The 19526-nt window shown below is 57.4% G+C and carries 18 protein-coding genes; 7 read left to right on the top strand and 11 right to left on the bottom strand.

Annotation, left to right across the window (positions count from 1 at the left end):
* The 3 genes from LA5095_RS10765 to LA5095_RS10755 are packed head-to-tail and all read right to left on the bottom strand — an operon-like array spanning nucleotide 1 to nucleotide 2994.
* On the bottom strand, nucleotides 1-957 hold the full coding sequence (locus LA5095_RS10765) for an AAA family ATPase (protein ID WP_055114788.1): 957 nt from the start codon (nucleotides 955-957) through the stop codon (nucleotides 1-3).
* Nucleotides 947-2281, bottom strand: coding sequence for a hypothetical protein (locus LA5095_RS10760; RefSeq protein ID WP_055114786.1), 1335 nt, complete (start codon nucleotides 2279-2281; stop codon nucleotides 947-949). The genes LA5095_RS10765 and LA5095_RS10760 overlap by 11 nt, the downstream gene beginning before the upstream one ends.
* Entirely contained in the window at nucleotides 2278-2994 is a 717-nt protein-coding gene (locus LA5095_RS10755; RefSeq protein WP_055114784.1) for a hypothetical protein, read from the bottom strand. The genes LA5095_RS10760 and LA5095_RS10755 overlap by 4 nt, the downstream gene beginning before the upstream one ends.
* A gap of 470 nt (nucleotides 2995-3464) precedes the next feature.
* Here LA5095_RS10755 and acnA point away from each other — a divergent pair, with 470 nt between their 5' ends.
* From acnA to LA5095_RS10735, 4 genes are all read left to right on the top strand, one after another.
* Nucleotides 3465-6140, top strand: a complete 2676-nt coding sequence (gene acnA, locus LA5095_RS10750) for an aconitate hydratase AcnA (protein WP_055114782.1) — start codon at nucleotides 3465-3467, stop codon at nucleotides 6138-6140.
* A 381-nt stretch (nucleotides 6141-6521) separates the two neighbouring features.
* A complete protein-coding gene (locus LA5095_RS10745; RefSeq protein ID WP_158510364.1) occupies nucleotides 6522-8123 on the top strand; it encodes a DUF1963 domain-containing protein in 1602 nt (533 codons plus the stop codon).
* A 43-nt stretch (nucleotides 8124-8166) separates the two neighbouring features.
* A complete protein-coding gene (locus LA5095_RS10740) occupies nucleotides 8167-8706 on the top strand; it encodes a bleomycin resistance protein (protein ID WP_055114776.1) in 540 nt (179 codons plus the stop codon).
* 125 nt (nucleotides 8707-8831) lie between these two features.
* Nucleotides 8832-9809 carry a hypothetical protein gene (locus tag LA5095_RS10735; protein WP_055114774.1) on the top strand — a complete coding sequence of 326 codons (978 nt, stop codon included), beginning with the start codon at nucleotides 8832-8834 and terminating at the stop codon, nucleotides 9807-9809.
* 160 nt (nucleotides 9810-9969) lie between these two features.
* On the opposite strand, the gene LA5095_RS10730 is transcribed toward LA5095_RS10735, so the two are convergent.
* Nucleotides 9970-11109, bottom strand: a complete 1140-nt coding sequence (locus LA5095_RS10730) for a sirohydrochlorin chelatase (protein WP_055115578.1) — start codon at nucleotides 11107-11109, stop codon at nucleotides 9970-9972.
* 465 nt (nucleotides 11110-11574) lie between these two features.
* Here LA5095_RS10730 and LA5095_RS10725 point away from each other — a divergent pair, with 465 nt between their 5' ends.
* Nucleotides 11575-12591 carry a hypothetical protein gene (locus tag LA5095_RS10725; protein WP_055114772.1) on the top strand — a complete coding sequence of 339 codons (1017 nt, stop codon included), beginning with the start codon at nucleotides 11575-11577 and terminating at the stop codon, nucleotides 12589-12591.
* Between the two features lie 41 nt (nucleotides 12592-12632).
* Here the strand turns inward: LA5095_RS10725 and queF are convergent, their stop codons facing one another.
* The 4 genes from queF to queC all read right to left on the bottom strand — a co-directional run bounded on the left by queF (nucleotide 12633) and on the right by queC (nucleotide 14982).
* Nucleotides 12633-13100 (bottom strand): preQ(1) synthase, encoded by a 468-nt coding sequence (gene queF, locus LA5095_RS10720; protein ID WP_055114770.1) that lies wholly within the window; start codon nucleotides 13098-13100, stop codon nucleotides 12633-12635.
* Between the two features lie 88 nt (nucleotides 13101-13188).
* On the bottom strand, nucleotides 13189-13917 hold the full coding sequence (queE, locus tag LA5095_RS10715) for a 7-carboxy-7-deazaguanine synthase QueE (RefSeq protein ID WP_055114768.1): 729 nt from the start codon (nucleotides 13915-13917) through the stop codon (nucleotides 13189-13191).
* Nucleotides 13914-14300 (bottom strand): 6-carboxytetrahydropterin synthase QueD, encoded by a 387-nt coding sequence (gene queD / locus LA5095_RS10710; RefSeq protein ID WP_055114766.1) that lies wholly within the window; start codon nucleotides 14298-14300, stop codon nucleotides 13914-13916. The genes queE and queD overlap by 4 nt, the downstream gene beginning before the upstream one ends.
* Nucleotides 14293-14982, bottom strand: a complete 690-nt coding sequence (queC, locus tag LA5095_RS10705) for a 7-cyano-7-deazaguanine synthase QueC (protein WP_082442483.1) — start codon at nucleotides 14980-14982, stop codon at nucleotides 14293-14295. The genes queD and queC overlap by 8 nt, the downstream gene beginning before the upstream one ends.
* A 193-nt stretch (nucleotides 14983-15175) precedes the next feature.
* On the opposite strand from queC, the gene LA5095_RS10700 reads away from it, so the two are divergent.
* Nucleotides 15176-15769, top strand: coding sequence for a TetR/AcrR family transcriptional regulator (locus tag LA5095_RS10700; protein WP_055114762.1), 594 nt, complete (start codon nucleotides 15176-15178; stop codon nucleotides 15767-15769).
* Nucleotides 15766-16413 (top strand): hypothetical protein, encoded by a 648-nt coding sequence (locus LA5095_RS10695; RefSeq protein WP_055114760.1) that lies wholly within the window; start codon nucleotides 15766-15768, stop codon nucleotides 16411-16413. Before LA5095_RS10700 ends, LA5095_RS10695 begins: the two co-directional genes overlap by 4 nt.
* 42 nt (nucleotides 16414-16455) lie before the next feature.
* Here LA5095_RS10695 and LA5095_RS10690 read toward each other — a convergent pair whose 3' ends face one another.
* Genes LA5095_RS10690 through ispG form a run of 3 tightly spaced genes read right to left on the bottom strand, consistent with a single transcriptional unit; the run spans nucleotide 16456 to nucleotide 19369 of the window.
* Nucleotides 16456-17193: a DUF429 domain-containing protein gene (locus tag LA5095_RS10690; protein ID WP_055114758.1), complete on the bottom strand. Its 738-nt coding sequence runs from the start codon at nucleotides 17191-17193 to the stop codon at nucleotides 16456-16458.
* The gene (pdxY, locus tag LA5095_RS10685) at nucleotides 17186-18085 is read right to left on the bottom strand and encodes a pyridoxal kinase (RefSeq protein ID WP_108874454.1); all 900 of its coding nucleotides are present in this window, start codon (nucleotides 18083-18085) and stop codon (nucleotides 17186-17188) included. The genes LA5095_RS10690 and pdxY overlap by 8 nt, the downstream gene beginning before the upstream one ends.
* Before the next feature lie 24 nt (nucleotides 18086-18109).
* Nucleotides 18110-19369: a flavodoxin-dependent (E)-4-hydroxy-3-methylbut-2-enyl-diphosphate synthase gene (ispG, locus tag LA5095_RS10680; protein WP_055114754.1), complete on the bottom strand. Its 1260-nt coding sequence runs from the start codon at nucleotides 19367-19369 to the stop codon at nucleotides 18110-18112.
* Between the last annotated feature and the right edge of the window lie 157 nt (nucleotides 19370-19526).

The raw sequence follows: 19526 nt of genomic DNA, 5'->3' as shown, positions 1-19526 counted from the left end.
TCAGCGGGGTGCCTCGATCTGATTGAGAATGTTTTCCAGAACCTGGTCGGAACTTCGTCCTTCGATTTCCGCTGCCGGACCAAGCACGATGCGGTGGCGAAGGGCCGGGGTGAAGAGTCGCTTGACGTCGTCGGGAATGGCAAAGTCACGTCCGTTCAACGCCGCGGATGCTCGCGTTGCGCTGACCAGCGCGTCGGCCGCACGTGTCGATGCACCGTAGGCGATTTCCGAGTTCTCGCGGGTGGCCCGGACAAGACGGAGAATATAGGCCAGAATGTCGTCCTTGAGGATAATGCCATCGACAAGGGACCGGGTTTCGGCAAGCGCCGCGGCATCGAGGACTTTCGACAGGTTGGCCGTTTCCAATCCGGCTTCCAGAGGCTGGGCCGCATGCTGGCGCAGGATCGCCATTTCGATTGCCTCGGGCGGAAAGTCGATCACGAGCTTGAACAAGAACCGGTCGAGCTGGGCTTCCGGCAACGGGTAAGTGCCTTGCTGTTCGATCGGGTTCTGGGTCGCAACAACAATGAATTCGCTGCCGAGCGAGTGATCTGTTCCGTCAATACTGACCATCCGCTCGTTCATGGCCTGAAGCAGTGCCGCCTGCGTCTTGGGTGGCGCGCGATTGATTTCATCCGCCAGGAGAACCTGCGAAAACACCGGACCTTTTGTCAGGACAAAAGCGTTGGTCTGGAAATTGAATATGGATGTTCCCAGAACATCGCCGGGCATCAGGTCCGGCGTGAACTGGATCCTGCCGAAATCCAGAGCAAGAGCAGCGGAGAAACTCCGGGCAAGCAACGTTTTCGCCGTACCCGGAGGTCCTTCGAGCAGGACGTGCCCGCGTGCAAACAGGGCGACCAGCAGCAGGTCGATGACTTCGTCCTGGCCGAGAACGGTTCTTCCGATCTCGGTCCTCAGGGCGTCCGTCCGTTGGCGTAGGACCTCAAGCGTCATGGGTGATTTGCTCCAAAACCTGTTCAAATTCGTCAATGAGGTGGATGGCTTCAACTGCGTGGGTGCGCACCGGCAGCTTTTGAATGCCGTCGAGCACCGAGCGGAGCCGGGCCGCTTCTGCAGGATGCTGACGATCCGCAAACTTCAGGAATTCATCCTCCTGCGCATAATGGCCTGCGTGCGCAGGACCGAAAAGCGCCGATGCAACGGCAGAAATCCGGGCCGCCGCATATTCGCGAACCAGGGCGCCGTCCTGTCCGGACAGGCGCATCAACCTGGCTCTTGCCTCGATCGCAAGTGCCTTGGATGCGCCAGGTTCAGCGCGGTCGCGCAGCACAGGTCCGTAACGCAGGGCCGCGCGCCAGAGGAAGAGTGCCAGCAGCAATCCACCACCGAGCCAGAGGATGAGAAAGGGGGGGCCGAAAAAGCGTTGCAGATCGGCCCAGGTCCGTTCGCGCTCCGGTTCCTCGAATGGATCTCGCAGCCAGGAGGTTCGGCTGTAATCGATCACGATGTTACCCTCATCGGTCCGTGAGGACAGGAAATCGCGCGCGATCCGGGCGTTGTCGCCGAGACGAAGTCCGTGATTGTTCAGAAGGTCCGGATCGGACAGCACCAGCATGCTGGTGCGGCTTCCGTCGTCGTCCGGTTCCAGACCGGAAGGCAGAGGACACTCACCCAGGATCATGGCGTCCGAAGTACCGATTATTGGTGTGCAGCTTTCATTTCGGAACATCTGCGCAGCGTAAAGGCTGGCGCGCAATTCTTCGCCTACGGTCGACCTGTAACGGAATTCCGTAAACGGTGTTTTGCCAAAGACAATTTCAGGCGTGCTGCCACCGGTGACGTCACCGAGAGTTTTTGCAATCCCGTCCTTGCCGATCAGAATAAACGGGTGTGCCAGGCCCGTCAGTCGCATGCCGCTTCGCCATTTCGGCAGAACGAGGAGTGTCGGGACCCTCTGGGCCTTGGTCAGGATTGCCTCGGTCCCAAGGTCGTATTCGTCCGGCTGCAGCAGCAGTTCTTCTTTCGTTGCCGGCGAGGTGTGCGTCTCGTCCAGCGACGTGTCGTAGACCGGCAGCACCAGCAGATCGACCGTTGTCTGGTCAATCGGCCAGCCGCTGGAGAAATTATAGGCAGTCACGTCGTTTGACGCGAGCCAGACCTGCAATCCGTCCAGGCCTGCCGGAGAGCTGCGCAGTGTTTGCTGACGCTGTGTCAGGACATACCAGATCCCTGCGAGCACGATTATGCAAACAGCTGCGATCAACAGGATCTCGATGCGTGGCCCGCCGGAACGGGGCGTGGTGGTCGTGTCGCTCATACCGAACCTGTCCCGAGCAACTGGCGACAGGAAGAGACGTGCTCGCGGAATTCATCTTCCGAGACATCCCGTCCGCCGAATTGTACACGTTCGCTGTTCAATACGAGGTTCCGCAAAACCGACTGCTGCGGTTGTCCGAGCGGGATATGTCCGAGAGTGTCTCGTGCGGTCCAGCTGCGCTGCATGAGCACACCATTGGTCTTGGCAAGCGTAGCCAACACCTTCTGGGTCAGCAACACGAGTGCGCGCCGCCTGTCTGCCATCCGCAGGATGTCATTGAACGATCCAAGCTTCTCGGCCCACAGAGGTGCATTTTGCACTCCACCCGAACGTTTGCTCTCCGGGTTGTCGGTGTCCCGTTTCAGAGAAACCGCGATGTTTCCGCCAAACCGCAGGAAAAGGTAGACGATCCCGGCCAGCACGAGAGCCGCGATCACGCCGAACGTCCAGCGAGTGCCGGTGCCGGATGACGTCCGGCCCTTGGCTTCCTGTTCCTGTGCGGATGGCTGTTGCTGCGTGTCCAGCTTCGGTGGCGGGGCGGTTGGATCAAAATAGGAAACATCTGAATCGATCCCCTGCAGCCGGATCGAACGGAGGTATTCCGTGCCCGCTTCACCGATCTCCAATGGTTCCTGGACCGGTTCCTGGGCGCTGGTTTGAAATACGGACGCCACAAGGCTGAAAACGAATACAAACAGGAAAATACAGCGCATGGCCGATTTGATAGCCGGAACGGGTTAACGGTGCAATAATCAGGTGTCGCAATGATACCCCGATCTGTGGTTGCATCATCGTTGCAGTCCTGTCTTCGGCCAGCATCATCCCGAAGTGCGACGATCGGCGCCAAGTCATCGCCATTTCGGGTATGGAAAATTTTGTATACGTTTGTATATAAAAAGAAGCTGACTTCCTTGACCAAGGCTCCGGCCTTCACGGCTGATCACTTGTTGCGTCCTCCAGGACACGACAGGCACTCAATCGCTGGTGAACGGTGCCAAAGTTTTGTATAGGGGCAGCGAGGCGCGCGAAATTGTCGGCAAAGGCCGTTTGATCAACAAAAGAAGCGCTGCAATAATGCCCGGAACGGGCACATACGGTTCCTTCCCCGGAATCGCCTGAGATCATGACAGGCAGCTGGAAAGACGCGGTCCGGCTGTACGGACAGTGAAGGAGAGCACGTGCCGTGACCCAGTCCCTCGACAGTTTCAAATCCAAAAAGACGCTTCAGGTCGGCGACAAGACCTACACCTATTTTTCCATTCCCGAAGCGGAAAAGAACGGTCTGGAAGGTGTTTCCAGACTGCCTTTTTCGCTGAAAGTGGTCCTTGAGAACCTGCTGCGCTTCGAAGACGGGCGCACGGTGACAAAGGAAGATATTGTCGCCTGCGCCGACTGGCTGAAGGAAAGGAAATCCACTCAGGAGATTTCCTACCGCCCGGCCCGCGTCCTGATGCAGGACTTTACCGGCGTGCCCGCCGTCGTCGATCTTGCCGCGATGCGCGACGCAGCCGTCAAACTCGGCGGGGATCCGGAAAAGGTGAACCCTCAGGTTCCCGTCGACCTCGTCATCGACCACTCGGTCATGGTCGATTATTTCGGTACCAAGGACGCGTTCAAGAAGAACGTCGATCTGGAATACGAGCGCAACCAGGAACGGTATGAATTCCTGCGCTGGGGCCAGTCTGCATTCGACAACTTCCGTGCGGTGCCCCCGGGAACCGGTATCTGTCACCAGGTCAACCTGGAATACCTGGCCCAGACTGTCTGGACCCGGGATGAAAACGGTGAAACCGTCGCCTACCCCGACACACTGGTCGGGACAGACAGCCACACGACCATGGTGAATGGCCTGGCGGTTCTGGGCTGGGGTGTGGGCGGTATCGAGGCGGAAGCCGCCATGCTCGGCCAACCGATCTCCATGTTGATTCCGGAAGTCATCGGCTTCAAGCTGACCGGCGAACTGAATGAAGGCATCACCGCGACCGACCTTGTGCTGCGGGTTGTCGAAATGCTGCGCCAGAAGGGTGTCGTCGGTAAATTCGTCGAATTCTACGGTCCGGGTCTCGACAATCTCAGCCTCGAAGATGCGGCTACCATCGCCAACATGGCTCCCGAATATGGTGCGACCTGCGGTTTCTTCCCGGTGGACAAGGAAACGCTGAAATACCTGGCAGCAACCGGCCGAGACAAGGACCGCGTGGCGCTTGTTGAAGAATACTCCAAGGCGCAGGGCATGTTCCGCGCGGGTAGTGAAGCGCCGGAATTTACCGATACGCTGGAACTCGACATCAACACAGTGGTTCCAGCTGTTTCAGGACCCAAGCGCCCGCAGGACCGGATCAACCTCTCCGATGCCGCATCCGGCTTTGCCAAGACCATGGCGGACGAGTTCAAGAAGGCAGATGAGCTTTCGAAACGCGTCGCTGTCGAGGGCAAGGACTACGACATCGGCAATGGCGACGTCGTGATCGCCGCCATCACCTCCTGCACCAACACATCCAACCCCTCGGTCCTGATCGGGGCCGGTCTGGTCGCCCGAAACGCGTTGAAAAAAGGCCTCGACGTCAAGCCCTGGGTGAAAACCTCCCTGGCGCCGGGGTCCCAGGTCGTGACCGATTACCTGGAAAAGGCAGGCCTGCAGAAAGACCTTGATGCGCTCGGTTTCGACCTTGCCGGCTACGGCTGCACCACCTGTATCGGCAACTCCGGCCCGTTGGACCCGGCGATTTCCGCCGCCGTCAACGACAACGACCTGATTGCCTGCTCGGTGCTGTCCGGCAACCGCAATTTCGAGGGCCGGGTGAACCCGGACGTGCGCGCCAACTACCTGGCCTCACCGCCGCTGGTCGTCGCCTATGCCATTGCCGGCAGCCTGAATGTCAATATCACCGAGGATCCACTCGGTGAGGACCAGGACGGCAATCCCGTTTACCTGAAAGACATCTGGCCGAGCACGGAAGAGATCACCGATCTCATCCGCGTCTCCATCACCGAGGAAATGTTCCGCGAGCGCTACGGCGATGTGTTCAAAGGCGATGAACACTGGCAGAACATCAAGGTAGAGGGTGGACTGACCTATACCTGGCCGGTCTCTTCGACCTACGTTCAGAACCCGCCTTATTTCGAAGGCATGACCATGGAGCCGAAACCGCTCGAAGACATCGAGAATGCGGCGGTCATGGGACTGTTTCTGGATTCCATCACCACCGACCATATCTCTCCGGCCGGTGCCATCAAGGCAGACAGCCCGGCGGGCCAGTATCTTTCCGAGCACCAGGTCGCGCGCAAGGACTTCAATTCCTATGGCTCGCGCCGCGGCAACCACCAGGTCATGATGCGCGGCACTTTCGCAAACATTCGCATCAAGAACCAGATGGTTCCGGGTGTCGAAGGCGGCGTCACCATGAAGGACGGCAAGAAGGAATGGATCTACGACGCCTGCATGGATTACAAGGACGCCGGCACCCCGCTGGTGATCTTCGCCGGCAAGGAATATGGAACAGGTTCCTCCCGTGACTGGGCAGCGAAGGGCACAAAACTTCTCGGCGTCCGGGCAGTGATCACCCAGTCTTTCGAGCGTATCCATCGGTCCAACCTTGTTGGCATGGGTGTCATCCCCCTCACCTTCAAGGAAGGCGAGAGCTGGCAATCTCACGGCATCAAGGGCACCGAGCGCGTCACCATCAAGGGCATCGCCGACATCAAACCGCGCCAGATGATGGATGTCGAGGTTACCTATGAGGACGGCACGACCAAGACGATCGAATGCCTGTGCCGCGTCGATACCGAGGACGAACTGGAATACATCAAGGCCGGGGGTATCCTGCAATATGTGCTGCGGAACCTGGTAGCGAGCTGACCAGAACCAGCCGGAAAGAGTGACTTGAGCGGGCCCTGCTGGGCCCGTTTTTGGTTTATCAGGCATGGAAAGCCGGGATCTTAAAATGCTGCTGATGCAATTTACCAAGGTTTAATGAATGTAAGCATAGATCGATCAGGATCTCGCTTCGCATTGGACTTTGGAATGCCAGAATATCTTCAAGATGAAGCCGGAATTATATTTATTTCAGGATTGGTACTAATATCGATTATTTTTGTTACTATTTTATGGTTGATTTTTTCAACTCTCTATAATCTTCTTCAAAAGAACAATCACAAGAAGCAGTTTGAGGCGGTCGCCATCGGGGCTGATCGTATCCAGAATGTGCTGGATGCCTCCGGTTACCGGGCAGGAGGCCGTATGAAACGGGTGGTTCATCAACCTGCGGAAAGAAGAAACACGGTTGTTGGGGAAGGAGCCAATCGCGAGGGTGTTTACGACCGGGTTGGGCAGTCTGCACACGATGTCGGCCATGATACTGCGTTGCCGACCGAAATTCTCGAAACAGTCTCGGTCGTATTGCGCCGTCAGGTGCCGATCCGTGCAGATGAGGCGCCGCGGTCCTGGTTTGGCGGGTTGCCGATGATGCCGGACAATGTGCCCTGGCCGAGATCCCTGTCGCGCGATCATCCGCAGCGAGGCGAAATTCCGCTGCATTTTCTGGCGCAGCTGCGCTGTTCGGATTTTCCTGAAGATCTTTGGGGCGGCCTTGGTCCACGTGATGGCTGGCTATTGTTTTTCGTCGATCCGAACAGCAGTGGGCCGGAGGGCGACGGCGAAGGTTACAGGGTCATCCATACACAGTCGCTGGGAGTGGAGCGGGAACTGCCCCAAGACCTCGGCCCGGTGCATGACGGGACCTTTTCCGGTCCGAATTACGGGTATCTGGAAGGAATCGACGAGATTCCGAGAAGCTGGCGCCGCTGGCCCGTCGATTTCGTAACTGTTCCGAACCGTCTCCTGGAGGACGAAAACGGAGTTCAACGCGTGACGCCCGATCATTTCGCTGCAACGCTTTATGCCGGTCAGGAGGTGTCGGATGCGGAGCGTCCACCCGTACCCGACCCCTTCACCGAGCAGATGGCGCTTGCGATCCTGACCTCCATCAGGACCCGGCTTGGAAAACACCCGTTGAAGCCGGAGTGGAACGACGAGGTCATTGAAGGCCTGATGAACCCGGACGCGTTTGCGTCGCTCAAAAAGGATATTCCGGCGTTAAAACACACGCTGGAAGAGCTTCGGAATTCCCCGCAGGATGACGGTGATCCAGGCGACGAGAAAATAGAGACAAAAAGGGAGCATATCCGGAAGCTGGAAGTGGAACTGGGATGCCAGATCCGGCTGGCCGCTGTATTGGACCGTTATCCTTCGGCTGACTCGTTAAAAGACTATCGGGATGCCGTGGCTCGCGCCAATCACGCCTGGCGAATGGAGGCGGTCCGGGATCTTGAGAACATTATCGATCAGGTCAGTTCATCTGATCGCAATCGGGTGCTCGCCAAAGACGAATGGCTGGAAATTCAAAAATACCTGAAGCAAACCCGAACGAGCTATTTCAGGTTTCAACGAAACAGCAACGGTGAGTTTTTCGCCCTCGAAAGGGAGATCTCACTTTGGGACTTTTACAACAAGAATTACGTTCAACTCTGGGAATTCGTTGCCGACAACTACGTTGATCCGGAACTTCGTGACAGTATTCCGACGAGCGTGTTGAAGGCGTTTGAGCCCTACTGGCGTAAGCTCTTCGACAGCCGCCCCCATCGTGTCGGTGGCGAGTTCGATGCATTGCAGTCCAATCCGAGTGCTGGACCAACAGACAGCCTGTTGCTTTTGCACCTTGCCGGTGACAATGCAATGAACTGGGTCTGGGGCGACGCGGGTATTGTCTATTTCCGCATTTCACCGCAAGATCTGGCAACAGGCAGATACGAGAACACCGGAGCCATGCTCGAGTGCTTCTAGCGCCGGGAATTCCCAAGGCTTCGCAACTTGCGGGTTTGGAACCATGACTGAAACCGGATCACCAGAGATTTCCCACATCGCCCCTGTGCTTCGGGTCAGCGATCTTACGGCTTCTCTTGCCTATTACCGCGACAATTTGCTGTTCGATGTCGTTTTCGAATGGGCTGATCAGGAAGGCGAGCCGGTGCGATATGCCGTGCTGGAACGTGGCAAGTCTGGCGTGCACCTGACACGAAGCGACAAGCCAGGCGGCACGACAGCCTACTGTTTTGTCGATGGCGTCGACGGATTTTATGCGCTGGTAAAGGCGGCAGGCGCCAATATTACCGAAGACATCGCGAACCAGCCGTGGAACATGCGGGAATTTGAAACGGTTGATCCCGACGGCAACGTTCTGCTGTTTGGGGAGCATCTTGACCGGGTCGATGCGGCAGAGGCAGACAAGCCGGACGCAGCTTCCGGATCACCAGCCGAAAAAGAGGCCGATACTTCTCAGCACAGACACCTGTGGAACAGCTTCTGGTATCATGGAATTTTCCATCCCCATGACCACACTTCCCAGGACAGCCGCGAAAGCTCCTGAGCATTCAGGTGAGGGTCCGCACAATGGATTGGGACGAACTGTGACGTCCTCTCTTGTCGCAGAGGCCGGACATTGTCTAACCTAGGGTCATTGTCTGGATAACCTGCGAATGACAGGAGTTTTTTATGTGGGATTTTGATTTTCCCCGTGCCGTCGGTCTGATGGTGCGAACTTTTCCCTATCTTGTTTTCAGAATTGTCGTTTATGGCGGAATTGCCGTTGCATACGTGGTCGTGACGGGTTTCGGTGCCGGTATCGGCTATGGGCTAGGCTGGTTCGGCGGGCCGGACAGTCAGGCCGGGTTTGCCTTCTGGGGTGGCTTGATCGGTTTCGGGCTGACGGCAACAGCGATCTATCTGCTGCGCGAATATCTTCTTTATACGGTCAAGGCCGGGCACATTGCGGTCCTGGTCGAACTCATGGACGACAAGGACCTGCCGGACGGGCAAGGTCAGGTGGCGTATGGAGCGAAGGTGGTCAAGGAACGTTTCGTTCAGTCGAGCGCCCTCTTCGGTCTCGACCAGCTTGTGAAAGGTGTGATCCGGGCGATCAGCGGATTTGTCGAAAGCATTGCCTCCGTCCTGCCGATACCCGGACTGAACGGTCTTGTTTCCCTGTTCCGGGCATTCATGAAAGTTGCCGTCGGCTTTGTCGATGAGGTCATTCTGGCCCACGCAATCCGGACCCGATCAGACAACGCCTGGGCATCTGCGCGCGAGGCACTTGTCCTTTACGGACAAAACTACCAGCTGATGCTGAAGAACGCCGCATTCATCGCGCTTTTCACCTATATCATTGCCATTCTGGTGTTTCTCTTCATGCTGGCGCCCGCTGCCGGACTTGTTTACCTGATGCCGGGATCCTGGAGCGCTGGCGGCCTCGTGTTCGCCATCATCTTCGCATGGGCAGTCAAGGCAGCCGTTCTGGAACCGCTCGCAATCACGCTGATGATGCAGGTCTTCTTCAAGGTGACGGCCGGTCAGACGCCGAACCCGGAATGGGATGCAAAACTTTCCCAGATGTCGGACAAGTTCGTCGAGATCAAGGACAAGGCGTTCTCCGGAGCAGCAGGTTCACCGGCACCCGGTGCGCCAGCGGAGTAACAATCGGCGTTCCGCCGTATCAAGGTGTTGCAAATGCAGGATCCCCGCTCTGAGCGGGGATCCTTTCGATTCAGCGATTTTGTTTTCTGTTGCTGATGCACTGGGGGAAGAGCCGGGACCCAGATACAGCGGCTAATGGAATTTCAGGTCCAACCCAGGGTCAGGCGCTGGCGGAGGCCCCGGTGGGTTCGATGCGCAGAGCACGTTCCTCGTCGATGACTTCCTGGGGAAACTGGCTCATGAAGCAGCAGCACACACCCTGATCGATCATCGTGCGCGGACCGTTGGGGTGGCCGATATGCTTGTAGACCCCATGGCTATGCCCATGATGGTGGTGATGGCCGTGGCCATGGTCATGGTCATCGTGTGAATGACCGGCACCATGACCGTGGTGGTGATCATGATCGTGCCCGTCCCCGTCCTTTGTTTCATCATCCAGCGGATCCCGGAATTCCGCATGGTGGTGGTGAACCTCGATCTCGCCTTTTGCCAGCCGGTCCTTGAAGGATGCCATCAGGTCCTGCGTCTCGACAATCGTACCGGTAGCGGCTTCCTCGATCCGTTCAGCAAACGTGTTGATGACGTGGTCCTGGTCGGAAAGGTAATGCGCCTTGTAGAAGGTCACGTCAGGCACGGACGCTGCAACCCGGTCGACATAGTTGTAGATCCGGTCGATCAGCTTGCCCGAAAACAGGAAATAGGGAGCGACGACGATCTTCTTGTAGCCGAGCTTCAGCGCCATCTCCAGACCGCGGCCGACGGAGGGGAAGGTGACGCCGGAATACACGGTTTCCGACCAGCCGAAGCCCAGGTTTTCCGACACGATACGGGTCAGGCGTGCGGCTTCGGCATTGGCCAGCGTGTCGGATGTCCCGCGACCGACAACAACCAGCATCGTGTCATAGAGGTCGCCGTCGTGAACATGATCAACACCGAGTGCTTCCAGGATGCGGGCCTGGAATGCCGCTATCATCTGCGGATGAAGACCAAGTTCACGGCCATAGCGAACCGTGAGGCCTTCGTTCTTGTCCTGATAGGTTGTCAGCACGGACGGGATATCGTTCTTTGCGTGGGTGGCGGCAAACAGCATTCCCGGTACGGCGATGATCTCTGAAACGCCGGCATCGCGCAAGGCGTCGAGCCCCATGTGAATGTTGGGAGCCGAGTATTCCAGGAAGCCGTATTCGACCGGAATATCCGGATACAGCCGTCGCACGCCTTTTGCCAGAAGAGCGAATTCTTCTTCGGCAGATTTCGCGCGGCTGCCGTGGCCGCAGATCATGATGCCCTTCTTGGACATGATTTCCCTTTCCGTTCCACTGGAGACGAAATCCCACATGCCGGAACCCGTGAGTTTCAGCCATACGGAGTTTGTACGTCATGAAGGAATATCTGACCGGTCTATTGCGACGTTTTTTGTTGCAAGACCGATTCCCTGCTGATGTCGAGCCATAGATATCGCGTCATGGTAGGCCGATGGAAGAGAAATTTATTCTTTTTGGAAGTTGCATTTTCACTCGCCTCTGAACCTGCACACAAAATGCCTGGCGCGCATCGGGACAAGGTGTTGCCGACCCCGAACTTCAGTTCCGGAGAGACCAGCGTTGCAGGAAATAGATCTGCTGCATGAATTCTATAACCGTGTGGAGAATGTTAGTGTGGATTACCAGAGGTGGTCGAGGCTGTTTCCTCAATCATGAGGGAATTGGATATCTGACGAGTTTGGGGGGCGGTTATGAGACAAAGATCATTAACTTGCAGAACTTTGAGAAAATGGTTCGGACTGACACTCGTGTTTCTTGCCGTGATTGCAGCAGGCGGCACCTCCACCGCGCTCGCCCAATCCACATTTCAGGTTAAACCTGACGGCGTGGTCGAAATCCTCCGGTCGAAAAAGACCATCGAAAACGAAGGCGCAAAGTACGGAAGTGTTAAAGTCGCCGCGGAAGTGGGTGAAAGCAAAGACAACGTCCTGATCTATTTCGCCCCCGACAATGGCGGGGCATTTACGGACACGGTTACCTACACCCTGGGCGGAGACACGCAAACGGCAACGGTTTCGGTCCAGGAGGACTATGGCCCCTGGGGGAGCCAGGAAGTCTACACCGAATCCTTCAAGGCGGTGTTTATCCTGTTCATCCTGGCCGTTCTGGTCGAAAGCGGCCTGGCGCTATTGTTCCGGTGGCGCCCCTACATGCGGCATTTCAATACGTCCGCCTTGAACCCGCTGGTCGGGTTCGCCTTTTCCCTGTTGCTGGTCTGGAGCGTTTTCAAGCTCGATGTCGTAACCGACCTGTTCAATATCTACACACAACCATCCAAAATGCTGGATGGTCAGGTTATCGGATACATTCTGACAGCGATGATTGTTGCGGGAGGCAGCAAAGGTGTGAACAAGCTTCTTAGAACACTCGGCTTGAGATCACTGGATATTCCGGAAGAAGTAACGGGACCCCGAGACGAAACCAAGGCCTGGATATCAGTCAAGCTCACGAGGAAAAACGCAGTCGGGCCGGTGAGTGTTCTTTACGGTCCCAAAGATGCGATGTCCGTAATCGGAACAATTTCCGGAGACGGGGAACTGAGAGGGTTCAAGACACTTTTCTTCCGGGATTCGGCGAGGTTCCCACAAAGCGGAGGCTTCACCGTCACTGCTGGTGAGACCTGCTCGGTAAAACTTCAGGGGTTCGACAAGGATGGCAACGCCATCGAAAACCCGCTTGAATGGGGACCGTACAAGATCGGTAAACGCGCCATTGTCGACCTGGATATCACAATCTAGGGAGAGAATGTCGGGTCCAGCCCGGTCCATGCCTGGGAACTTCAGCCTCGCCCGCGATAAGACTGGACGCCCTGATCCGGGATCCAGACACCATCCGGTGCCGGACCGGTCTGATAAAAGACATCGATGGGGATGCCGCCGCGTGGATACCAATAGCCACCGATTCGCAGCCACTGCGGATCGAGCAGGTCGACCAGCCGCTTGCCTATGGAAACCGTGCAATCTTCGTGGAACGCACCATGATTGCGAAACGAACCCAGAAACAGTTTCAACGATTTGCTCTCGACCAGAAATTCCTCCGGTACATAGTCGATCACCAGATGAGCGAAGTCGGGTGCGCCGGTGATCGGGCACAGCGAGGTAAATTCGGGGGCGACGAAACGCACCATGTATCCGGTGCCGGCCTGCGGGTTTGGCACCTTTTCCAGAACAGCCTCGTCCGGGTCACCTGGAAGATCCGTCGAGGCTCCCAGCTGGGTCAGGTTTTCGTAAATGCTTTTGTCGGACATGGTTTTCTCCAGATAACGACATTGTCCAGGCGCGCGAGATGCAGCTGGCACGGCTCCGCCGGTTAAGGTTTGAGAAAGACGGCCTGACTCAAACCCCTCTCAGATTGCCCCAGATGAGTGTATGCAGCTGAGGGAGGACGGTCGCCGAATAAAGACGGTCGGTGGTGACCCGGTCGATAAGCCAGCGCATGCGGTCCATGATGCCGGCCATATCGATGACCCCGTCTTCCTGATCCGGTGCCGGGGGTGTGTGATTGCCCGGTTGCAGGTAAAGCGATTGTTGCGGATAGCGCGAGGCGATTTCCCTGGCATAAGCGTAGTCGTTCTCGTCGAAAATCACTACCTTGAGGGCCAGTTGTGTCGACGGGCCTGCGGCTTCCACGCACTCGGCCAGTTTCTGCCAGTCGGTCACCATGCCGCTTGAGGGCGGTTTCGGGCTGAGAGTCAGGACGTCAAGATCCCTGAACCAGTCCCGCGCGATGCTTCCCTGGGTCTCCAGCGCGAACCGGTAACCTTCCTTGCGTCCGAGGTCGATCAGGCCGCCAAGCGGCTGGATGGCCGGATTGCCGCCGGATAGCGACACCGTCAAAGGGCAATGCCCGGACAGGATCTCCACCTGCATCATGATGGCGGCAGGTGTCATCGGATGCCAGTCGTCCCGATAGGCACTGTCGACCGCATGCAGCGTGTCGCACCAGGAGCAACGGTAATCGCAGCCGCCGGTGCGGACGAAGACGGTGGGCTGACCGATCAGGGCACCTTCGCCCTGGATGGTCGGGCCGAAGATCTCGTTGACGCGAATGGTTTGCGTGTTCATCGGCGCGCCTCCACGGGGACATAGACCAGCGGCCGGTATTCGGCACAGGTCTTCGGTGTTTCCCTGACCCGCACGGCCATGGTTTCCGGCCATTCCACTTTGCACCAGTCAAACAGATGTTTCGCCAGGCGTTCGGCCGTCACGCAATCATCGCCGAGTACGTCGTTGAGATGCCGATGGTCGAGTGTGTCGTCAATGTAGGCTTTCAGAGACTTCAGCTCATTGTAGTCCCGGACGAAACCGATGGTGTTCAGCTCGTCGGAGGCCAGCTCCACCTCGACCACATAATTGTGACCGTGAAACCGGCTGCAGGGGTGGTCCTCTCCAAGCCCGAGAAGCTGATGGGACGCGGAGAAATGAAACTCCTTGGTAATTTTATACATTGCAGGCCGCCTTCCAGAAGTCCGCGTCCGTGTATTCGGTCGGGTCGATGCCGCCTGCCAGATGGAATGCCTCTCGACGCTCGACACACGTACCGCAGCGACCGCAGTGCTTTTCGCCGCCCTTGTAACAGGACCAGGTCTTGCGGTAGTCGACGCCGAGGCGCAGCCCTTCTGACGCAATGTCCGCCTTGCTGACATGGACATAAGGGGTAAACAGACTGATCTCCGCATAGCCGTCGAGCGCGTGGCGCTGCATTGTCTCGAAGCTGGACGTGAAGGCCGGACGGCAATCGGGATAGATGAAGTGGTCACCGCCATGGACCGCGGTTGCGACGGCATCCGCGCCGCGCGAGGCAGCGATGCCGTAGGCAATGGTGAGCATGATCGCGTTGCGGTTCGGCACAACGGTAATTTTCATGGTGTCTTCGGCATAGTGGCCGTCCGGAACATCCAGATCATCGGTGAGCGCCGAACCTGTCAGCTGGCGGCCGATATTGGCAATGTCCATCAGGATATGCTCGGTATCGAGTTCATCGGCACAGGCTCTGGCGTAATCCAGTTCCTTCCTGTGTCGCTGGCCATAATCAAATGAGATCAGACCCGTGAGTTCGTGGTCCTGCGCCATTTTGTGCGCAAGTGTGACGGAATCCATTCCGCCGGAACAGATGACAAGTGCTTTCAACGATGTGGTCCCTTGTTTTCGCTAGCACCGGGTAGGCTGCGACCGGTGGCTCACCTCACATGAGCGGCGCGCGTTTTAGCAGGTTCTGGCGAAAAGGGAAGGGGCAGGCAGTTCGGGTTCGGAAAATCGGGCACTTGACATTTCTCTGCAAGTGTATAGGAATAATTTCCATGCAGTTGTAGAGAAACGTCAAATGGCCCGTCCCAAGAGTTACAATGTTGAAGAGGTTGTTGAACGCGTGGTCTACGCGTTCTGGCAACATGGCTATCAGGCTCTCGGTCTGAGAGAGCTTGAGCACCTTACCGGGCTCAACCAATTCGCGATCCGCAGCGAGTTCGGTGGCAAGGAAGGGCTCTACCTGACCGCGCTGGAGCTTTACACCGAAAGGGCGATCTCTCATGCCATGCAGCCTGTGAGAGACGGTGGTTTCCGGCAGATAAGCGTTTTCCTGACGTCGCTGGTGACGGACGGGTCGATGACGTCAAGCAAGTACGGTTGTCTGATCGTCAACACCGGCATTGAGAATGCCCGTGTTGGAAGTAAACGCCTCGAAGAGGCCGTCAGGCGGTATTGGCACGAGCTCGAAAGCAGCTTTCTTGTCTGCCTGCAAAACGCCATTGCAGCAGAAGAAATCGATCCGGACATTGATCCCGAACAGATTGCCAAGGGGCTGGTCTCCGCGGTCATGGGCGTGCACGCCCAAAACCGGCTGGATCAGAAGACCGACGCAGGAATACAGCTCGTCGATATCCTTTGCAGCCAATTGAAATCCATGGAGCTGTCATGACACGACAAGAACCGATGCTGGAAAGTGTAAAGGGTATCGATGGTCTTTGGACCATCCGGCGCGGAAACCTCCGCGCGACGGTGGCGCGTCTTTCTGACGGAGGGGTCTGCCTCTACAGTCCTGTCGAAAGCACCAGCACGGCGCTTGGGCACAAAGAGCCCGTGCGGTTTCTGTTCGCACCAAACCATTATCACAACAAGGCTATTCCCGAGCATGTCGAAGCTTTCGGGAATGCAGATCTCGTTTGCTCGGATGCAGCTAGACCCAGGCTCGAAAAAGTGACGGGGAGCCAATTCGGATCCCTGTCTGCGCTTTCGGAGGTCTTGCCGCAAACCGTCACGCTCGTCGAACCCGAAGGTCTCAAGACCGGTGAAGTCTGGCTGGTTGTCCGACGTGGAAACGAAGTGGTGTGGGTTGTCACCGATGCCTTTTGCGGCATCAGGCAAAAGGGTGAGGACACAGCGCAAATCGGATTCCTGAAGACTTTTCCGAAATACGGGTTAAAGGACAAGGAACGCTTCTCGAACTGGGTCCGTAATCGCCTGGGTGAAGACGTTCCCAGTGTCGTCGTGCCCTGTCACGGAGAAATCGTGCGCGGTCCGGAGATCCGTAACGGGATCATGGCATTGCTGGATGGTCTTTAGGTGCTAAGCGCCGGACTGGAGCCAGTGTTTGACAAGTTAGCACTAAGCCCAGATCGCCATTCTGAGACCGCGGTCATCCCTTCGAGGGAATTCGGGAAACGGAGCGGCCAGGCCAAGGTGAATGCGTTCCGCGATCAGGCTGTTAGCTGCTGCATCCAGCAGATCGTCGCGGCCGCAGCCCTTTGGAGGCGGCTGGTCAAGGAACTCCTTCGGCAGACCGTTGCGGACGAGAAGGTCCCGTCGCTGGTCGAGACCTTCCGGATTGGCGCGGCTCTTGACCTTTTTCGGCAGGCTCATTTCCCGCTCGCCGTTCAGCCGCCAGAAGGCGAGTTCCGGATGGACCTCGTAGACCCGTTTTTCCAGATCCAGCGTCATCAGGGCATCAATCTCCCGGATCTTGGGGAACAGAAAGAAGCACTGTTTGGAGACTTTCCTGGGTGGTTCGGACGTCCTGAATGCTGATGAACAGGCGTCGCTGTAATCTGTCTCGTAGACGGCAGCACGGGACGGAACGGCGAAGACGGATGACTGGCGGTCGCCAAGATGCATGCGTGCTGCCTTTTCGGGCCCTCGGCCGCCTGGTGAAATGAAGTCCGGCAGGCCGATGGGCATATCAACGGCGATAATGCCAAGGGAAGGACTGAAGTTCACGAGGGATTCGAAATCCGGGACGATTTCCAGACGGATTGACGCCGGATCGGCCAGGTTTCGAATGACGGCGGCCCAGCCTGCCTTGCATCCGTCGACGCCGGCAAGCCAGAGATCGTTGTCTTCAGGCACGGGCTTTCGTTTCGATCACGCGCCGCGAGGTCACCAGCGCCATAGCCCGAACGACTGACTGCTGTTCCTGGGCGAACATCAATTCATCCGCCCCTTTCTTGACGCTTCTTGCGACGAGTTCGAAGACCGAGGCGGAAGCGCGCTTCAAGGCTTCCTCGTCATTGAGGCCAGCGAGATGATTGGTCAGGAAAAGCCCTGCAATCAGGTCGCCCGTTCCATGGGGAGGGCTGTCAATAGCCGCGTGTTCAGCTGCGACGGCACCGCGTGGACCGACCAGCAAATTGGCGATGGCATTGCGGCGCATGGCCGGGGACGACGTTATCAAAACACGTTCGTTGCCGAGCGCGCGGGCGGCAGACAGGGCCTGTAGCTCTGTTTCGATGTCCCGTTTCGTCAGCCAGCCAAGCTCGAAGGCGTTCGGCGTGACGATATCTGCTAGTGGAACAAGGTCGTCACGGATCGATTGTGCGGTTGCCTTTGGAACGTAAAGACCGCCGCCGGAGGCACTGTGGTGGTCTCCGATAACCGGATCGCAAAGGTAGGGCGCATCCGGGTTTGCCGCCTTGACGGCTTTCACCAGTGTGGCGATGGCCGCAGCCTGGTCCGCGTTGCCAAGATAACCGGTAAGAATGCCACCGACCTCGCCGAGTTTCGGCGACGTCGTCAGATCACCAATGATCGCGGCAAAGTCGGTTGATGACGCAACAATGCGAGTGCCCTTTCCGTGCCCCGGGTGCCACGGCAGGACGATTGTCGGCAGAAACCAGACGTCATGTCCGATCCGTTCCAGCGAAAAGGTCAGACCACGGCCGCTGATTCCACCCCTGACAACTTGAGAGGTGATCACCAGAAGCGGCTTTCTCGGTGGCTCGGCTACTCCCGGCTGCTGCATCATTCGGTTGATCCCTGATAGCGACTAGGCCGCGTCGGAAGAGGAATTGGCTCCGGTGCCATACCGTTTTTCAATATAGTTCAGAACCATCAGCTTGAACTCGTCGGCTATGCCTTCGCCGCGCAACGTCGCGACCTTCTCGCCATCGACGAAAACCGGCGCCGAAGGCGTTTCACCTGTACCCGGCAAGGAGATGCCGATGTCCGCGTGTTTGGATTCTCCCGGACCATTCACGATGCAGCCCATGACCGCGACGGTGAGGCCTTCAACACCTGGATACTGCTCGCGCCAGGCAGGCATGGAATCGCGGATATGATCCTGAATGTCGCTGGCCAATTCCTGGAACACGGTAGAAGTGGTTCGACCACAGCCCGGACAGGCTGCAACGACCGGAACAAAGGCCCTGAAACCCATAACCTGCAACAGTTCCTGGGCGACCTGAACTTCGCGGGTCCTGTCGCCGCCCGGCTCCGGCGTGAGCGAGACCCGGATCGTATCGCCGATACCCTGCTGCAGCAGGATACCCATGGAGGCAGCCGAGGAGACGATGCCCTTGGTGCCCATGCCTGCTTCCGTCAGACCGAGATGAAGGGCGTAGTCGCAACGCCGCCCGAGATCGGCATAAACGGCAATCAGATCCTGAACCTGGCTGACCTTGGCGGAAAGAATGATCTTGTCCCGGCCCATGCCGAGCGCTTCGGCACGTTCAGCCGACAGCAGGCCTGACTGGATGATGGCTTCACGCATAACGGCAGCTGCAGAAACGGGCGCTGCGCTTTTCGCATTTTCGTCCATCAATCGCGTTAGCAGTTCCTGGTCGAGCGAGCCCCAGTTGACGCCGATACGCACCGCCTTGTCGTGCTTGAGTGCGAGGTCGATGATCTGGGAAAACTGTGTATCGCGCTTTGCCTTGAAGCCGACATTTCCCGGATTGATGCGGTACTTGTCCAGCGCTGCGGCACAATCGGGATAGTCGGTGAGAAGCTTGTGGCCGATATAATGAAAGTCGCCGACCAGCGGCACGAAAATGCCGATACGTTCCAGGCGCTCCTTGATGCGCGGAACCTGTTCGGCCGCCTCCGGACGGTCAACGGTGATGCGAACGATTTCCGAGCCGGCACGTGCCAGCGCGGCGACCTGGGCAACAGTCGAGTCTGCATCTGCCGTGTCTGTGTTGGTCATCGACTGAACGACGATCGGAGCATCGCCACCGACCTGGACGTTGCCTACCATGACACCGACGGATCTGCGGCGTGACAGGGGTTTTGCGAAATCATCAATCATGACTGGAGCCAACCGGTTTTACGCATGTGTCCACCATATGAGGGAATTTGGTCGAACTTTCCAGCGCTGGATCGGGGTCTGCGGCGAAAAAGGTCAGGTATTGGGGAATTGTCTGGCTGCAATGTTGCTGTGCCCTAGCGATTTTCAGAAGAATCTC

The sequence above is a fragment of the Roseibium album genome (assembly GCF_001404515.1).
GTDB lineage: Bacteria > Pseudomonadota > Alphaproteobacteria > Rhizobiales > Stappiaceae > Roseibium > Roseibium album.
This window is presented reverse-complemented; position numbering and strand designations above follow the sequence as displayed.

Coding starts and splice junctions, on each gene's coding strand:
- LA5095_RS10765 (WP_055114788.1), bottom strand. CDS start 957: ATGACGCTTGAGGTCCTACGCCAACGGACGGACGCCCTGAGGACCGAG.
- LA5095_RS10760 (WP_055114786.1), bottom strand. CDS start 2,281: ATGAGCGACACGACCACCACGCCCCGTTCCGGCGGGCCACGCATCGAG.
- LA5095_RS10755 (WP_055114784.1), bottom strand. CDS start 2,994: ATGCGCTGTATTTTCCTGTTTGTATTCGTTTTCAGCCTTGTGGCGTCC.
- LA5095_RS10745 (WP_158510364.1), top strand. CDS start 6,522: ATGAAACGGGTGGTTCATCAACCTGCGGAAAGAAGAAACACGGTTGTT.
- LA5095_RS10740 (WP_055114776.1), top strand. CDS start 8,167: ATGACTGAAACCGGATCACCAGAGATTTCCCACATCGCCCCTGTGCTT.
- LA5095_RS10735 (WP_055114774.1), top strand. CDS start 8,832: ATGTGGGATTTTGATTTTCCCCGTGCCGTCGGTCTGATGGTGCGAACT.
- LA5095_RS10730 (WP_055115578.1), bottom strand. CDS start 11,109: ATGTCCAAGAAGGGCATCATGATCTGCGGCCACGGCAGCCGCGCGAAA.
- queF (WP_055114770.1), bottom strand. CDS start 13,100: ATGTCCGACAAAAGCATTTACGAAAACCTGACCCAGCTGGGAGCCTCG.
- queE (WP_055114768.1), bottom strand. CDS start 13,917: ATGAACACGCAAACCATTCGCGTCAACGAGATCTTCGGCCCGACCATC.
- queD (WP_055114766.1), bottom strand. CDS start 14,300: ATGTATAAAATTACCAAGGAGTTTCATTTCTCCGCGTCCCATCAGCTT.
- LA5095_RS10700 (WP_055114762.1), top strand. CDS start 15,176: ATGGCCCGTCCCAAGAGTTACAATGTTGAAGAGGTTGTTGAACGCGTG.
- LA5095_RS10695 (WP_055114760.1), top strand. CDS start 15,766: ATGACACGACAAGAACCGATGCTGGAAAGTGTAAAGGGTATCGATGGT.
- pdxY (WP_108874454.1), bottom strand. CDS start 18,085: ATGCAGCAGCCGGGAGTAGCCGAGCCACCGAGAAAGCCGCTTCTGGTG.
- ispG (WP_055114754.1), bottom strand. CDS start 19,369: ATGATTGATGATTTCGCAAAACCCCTGTCACGCCGCAGATCCGTCGGT.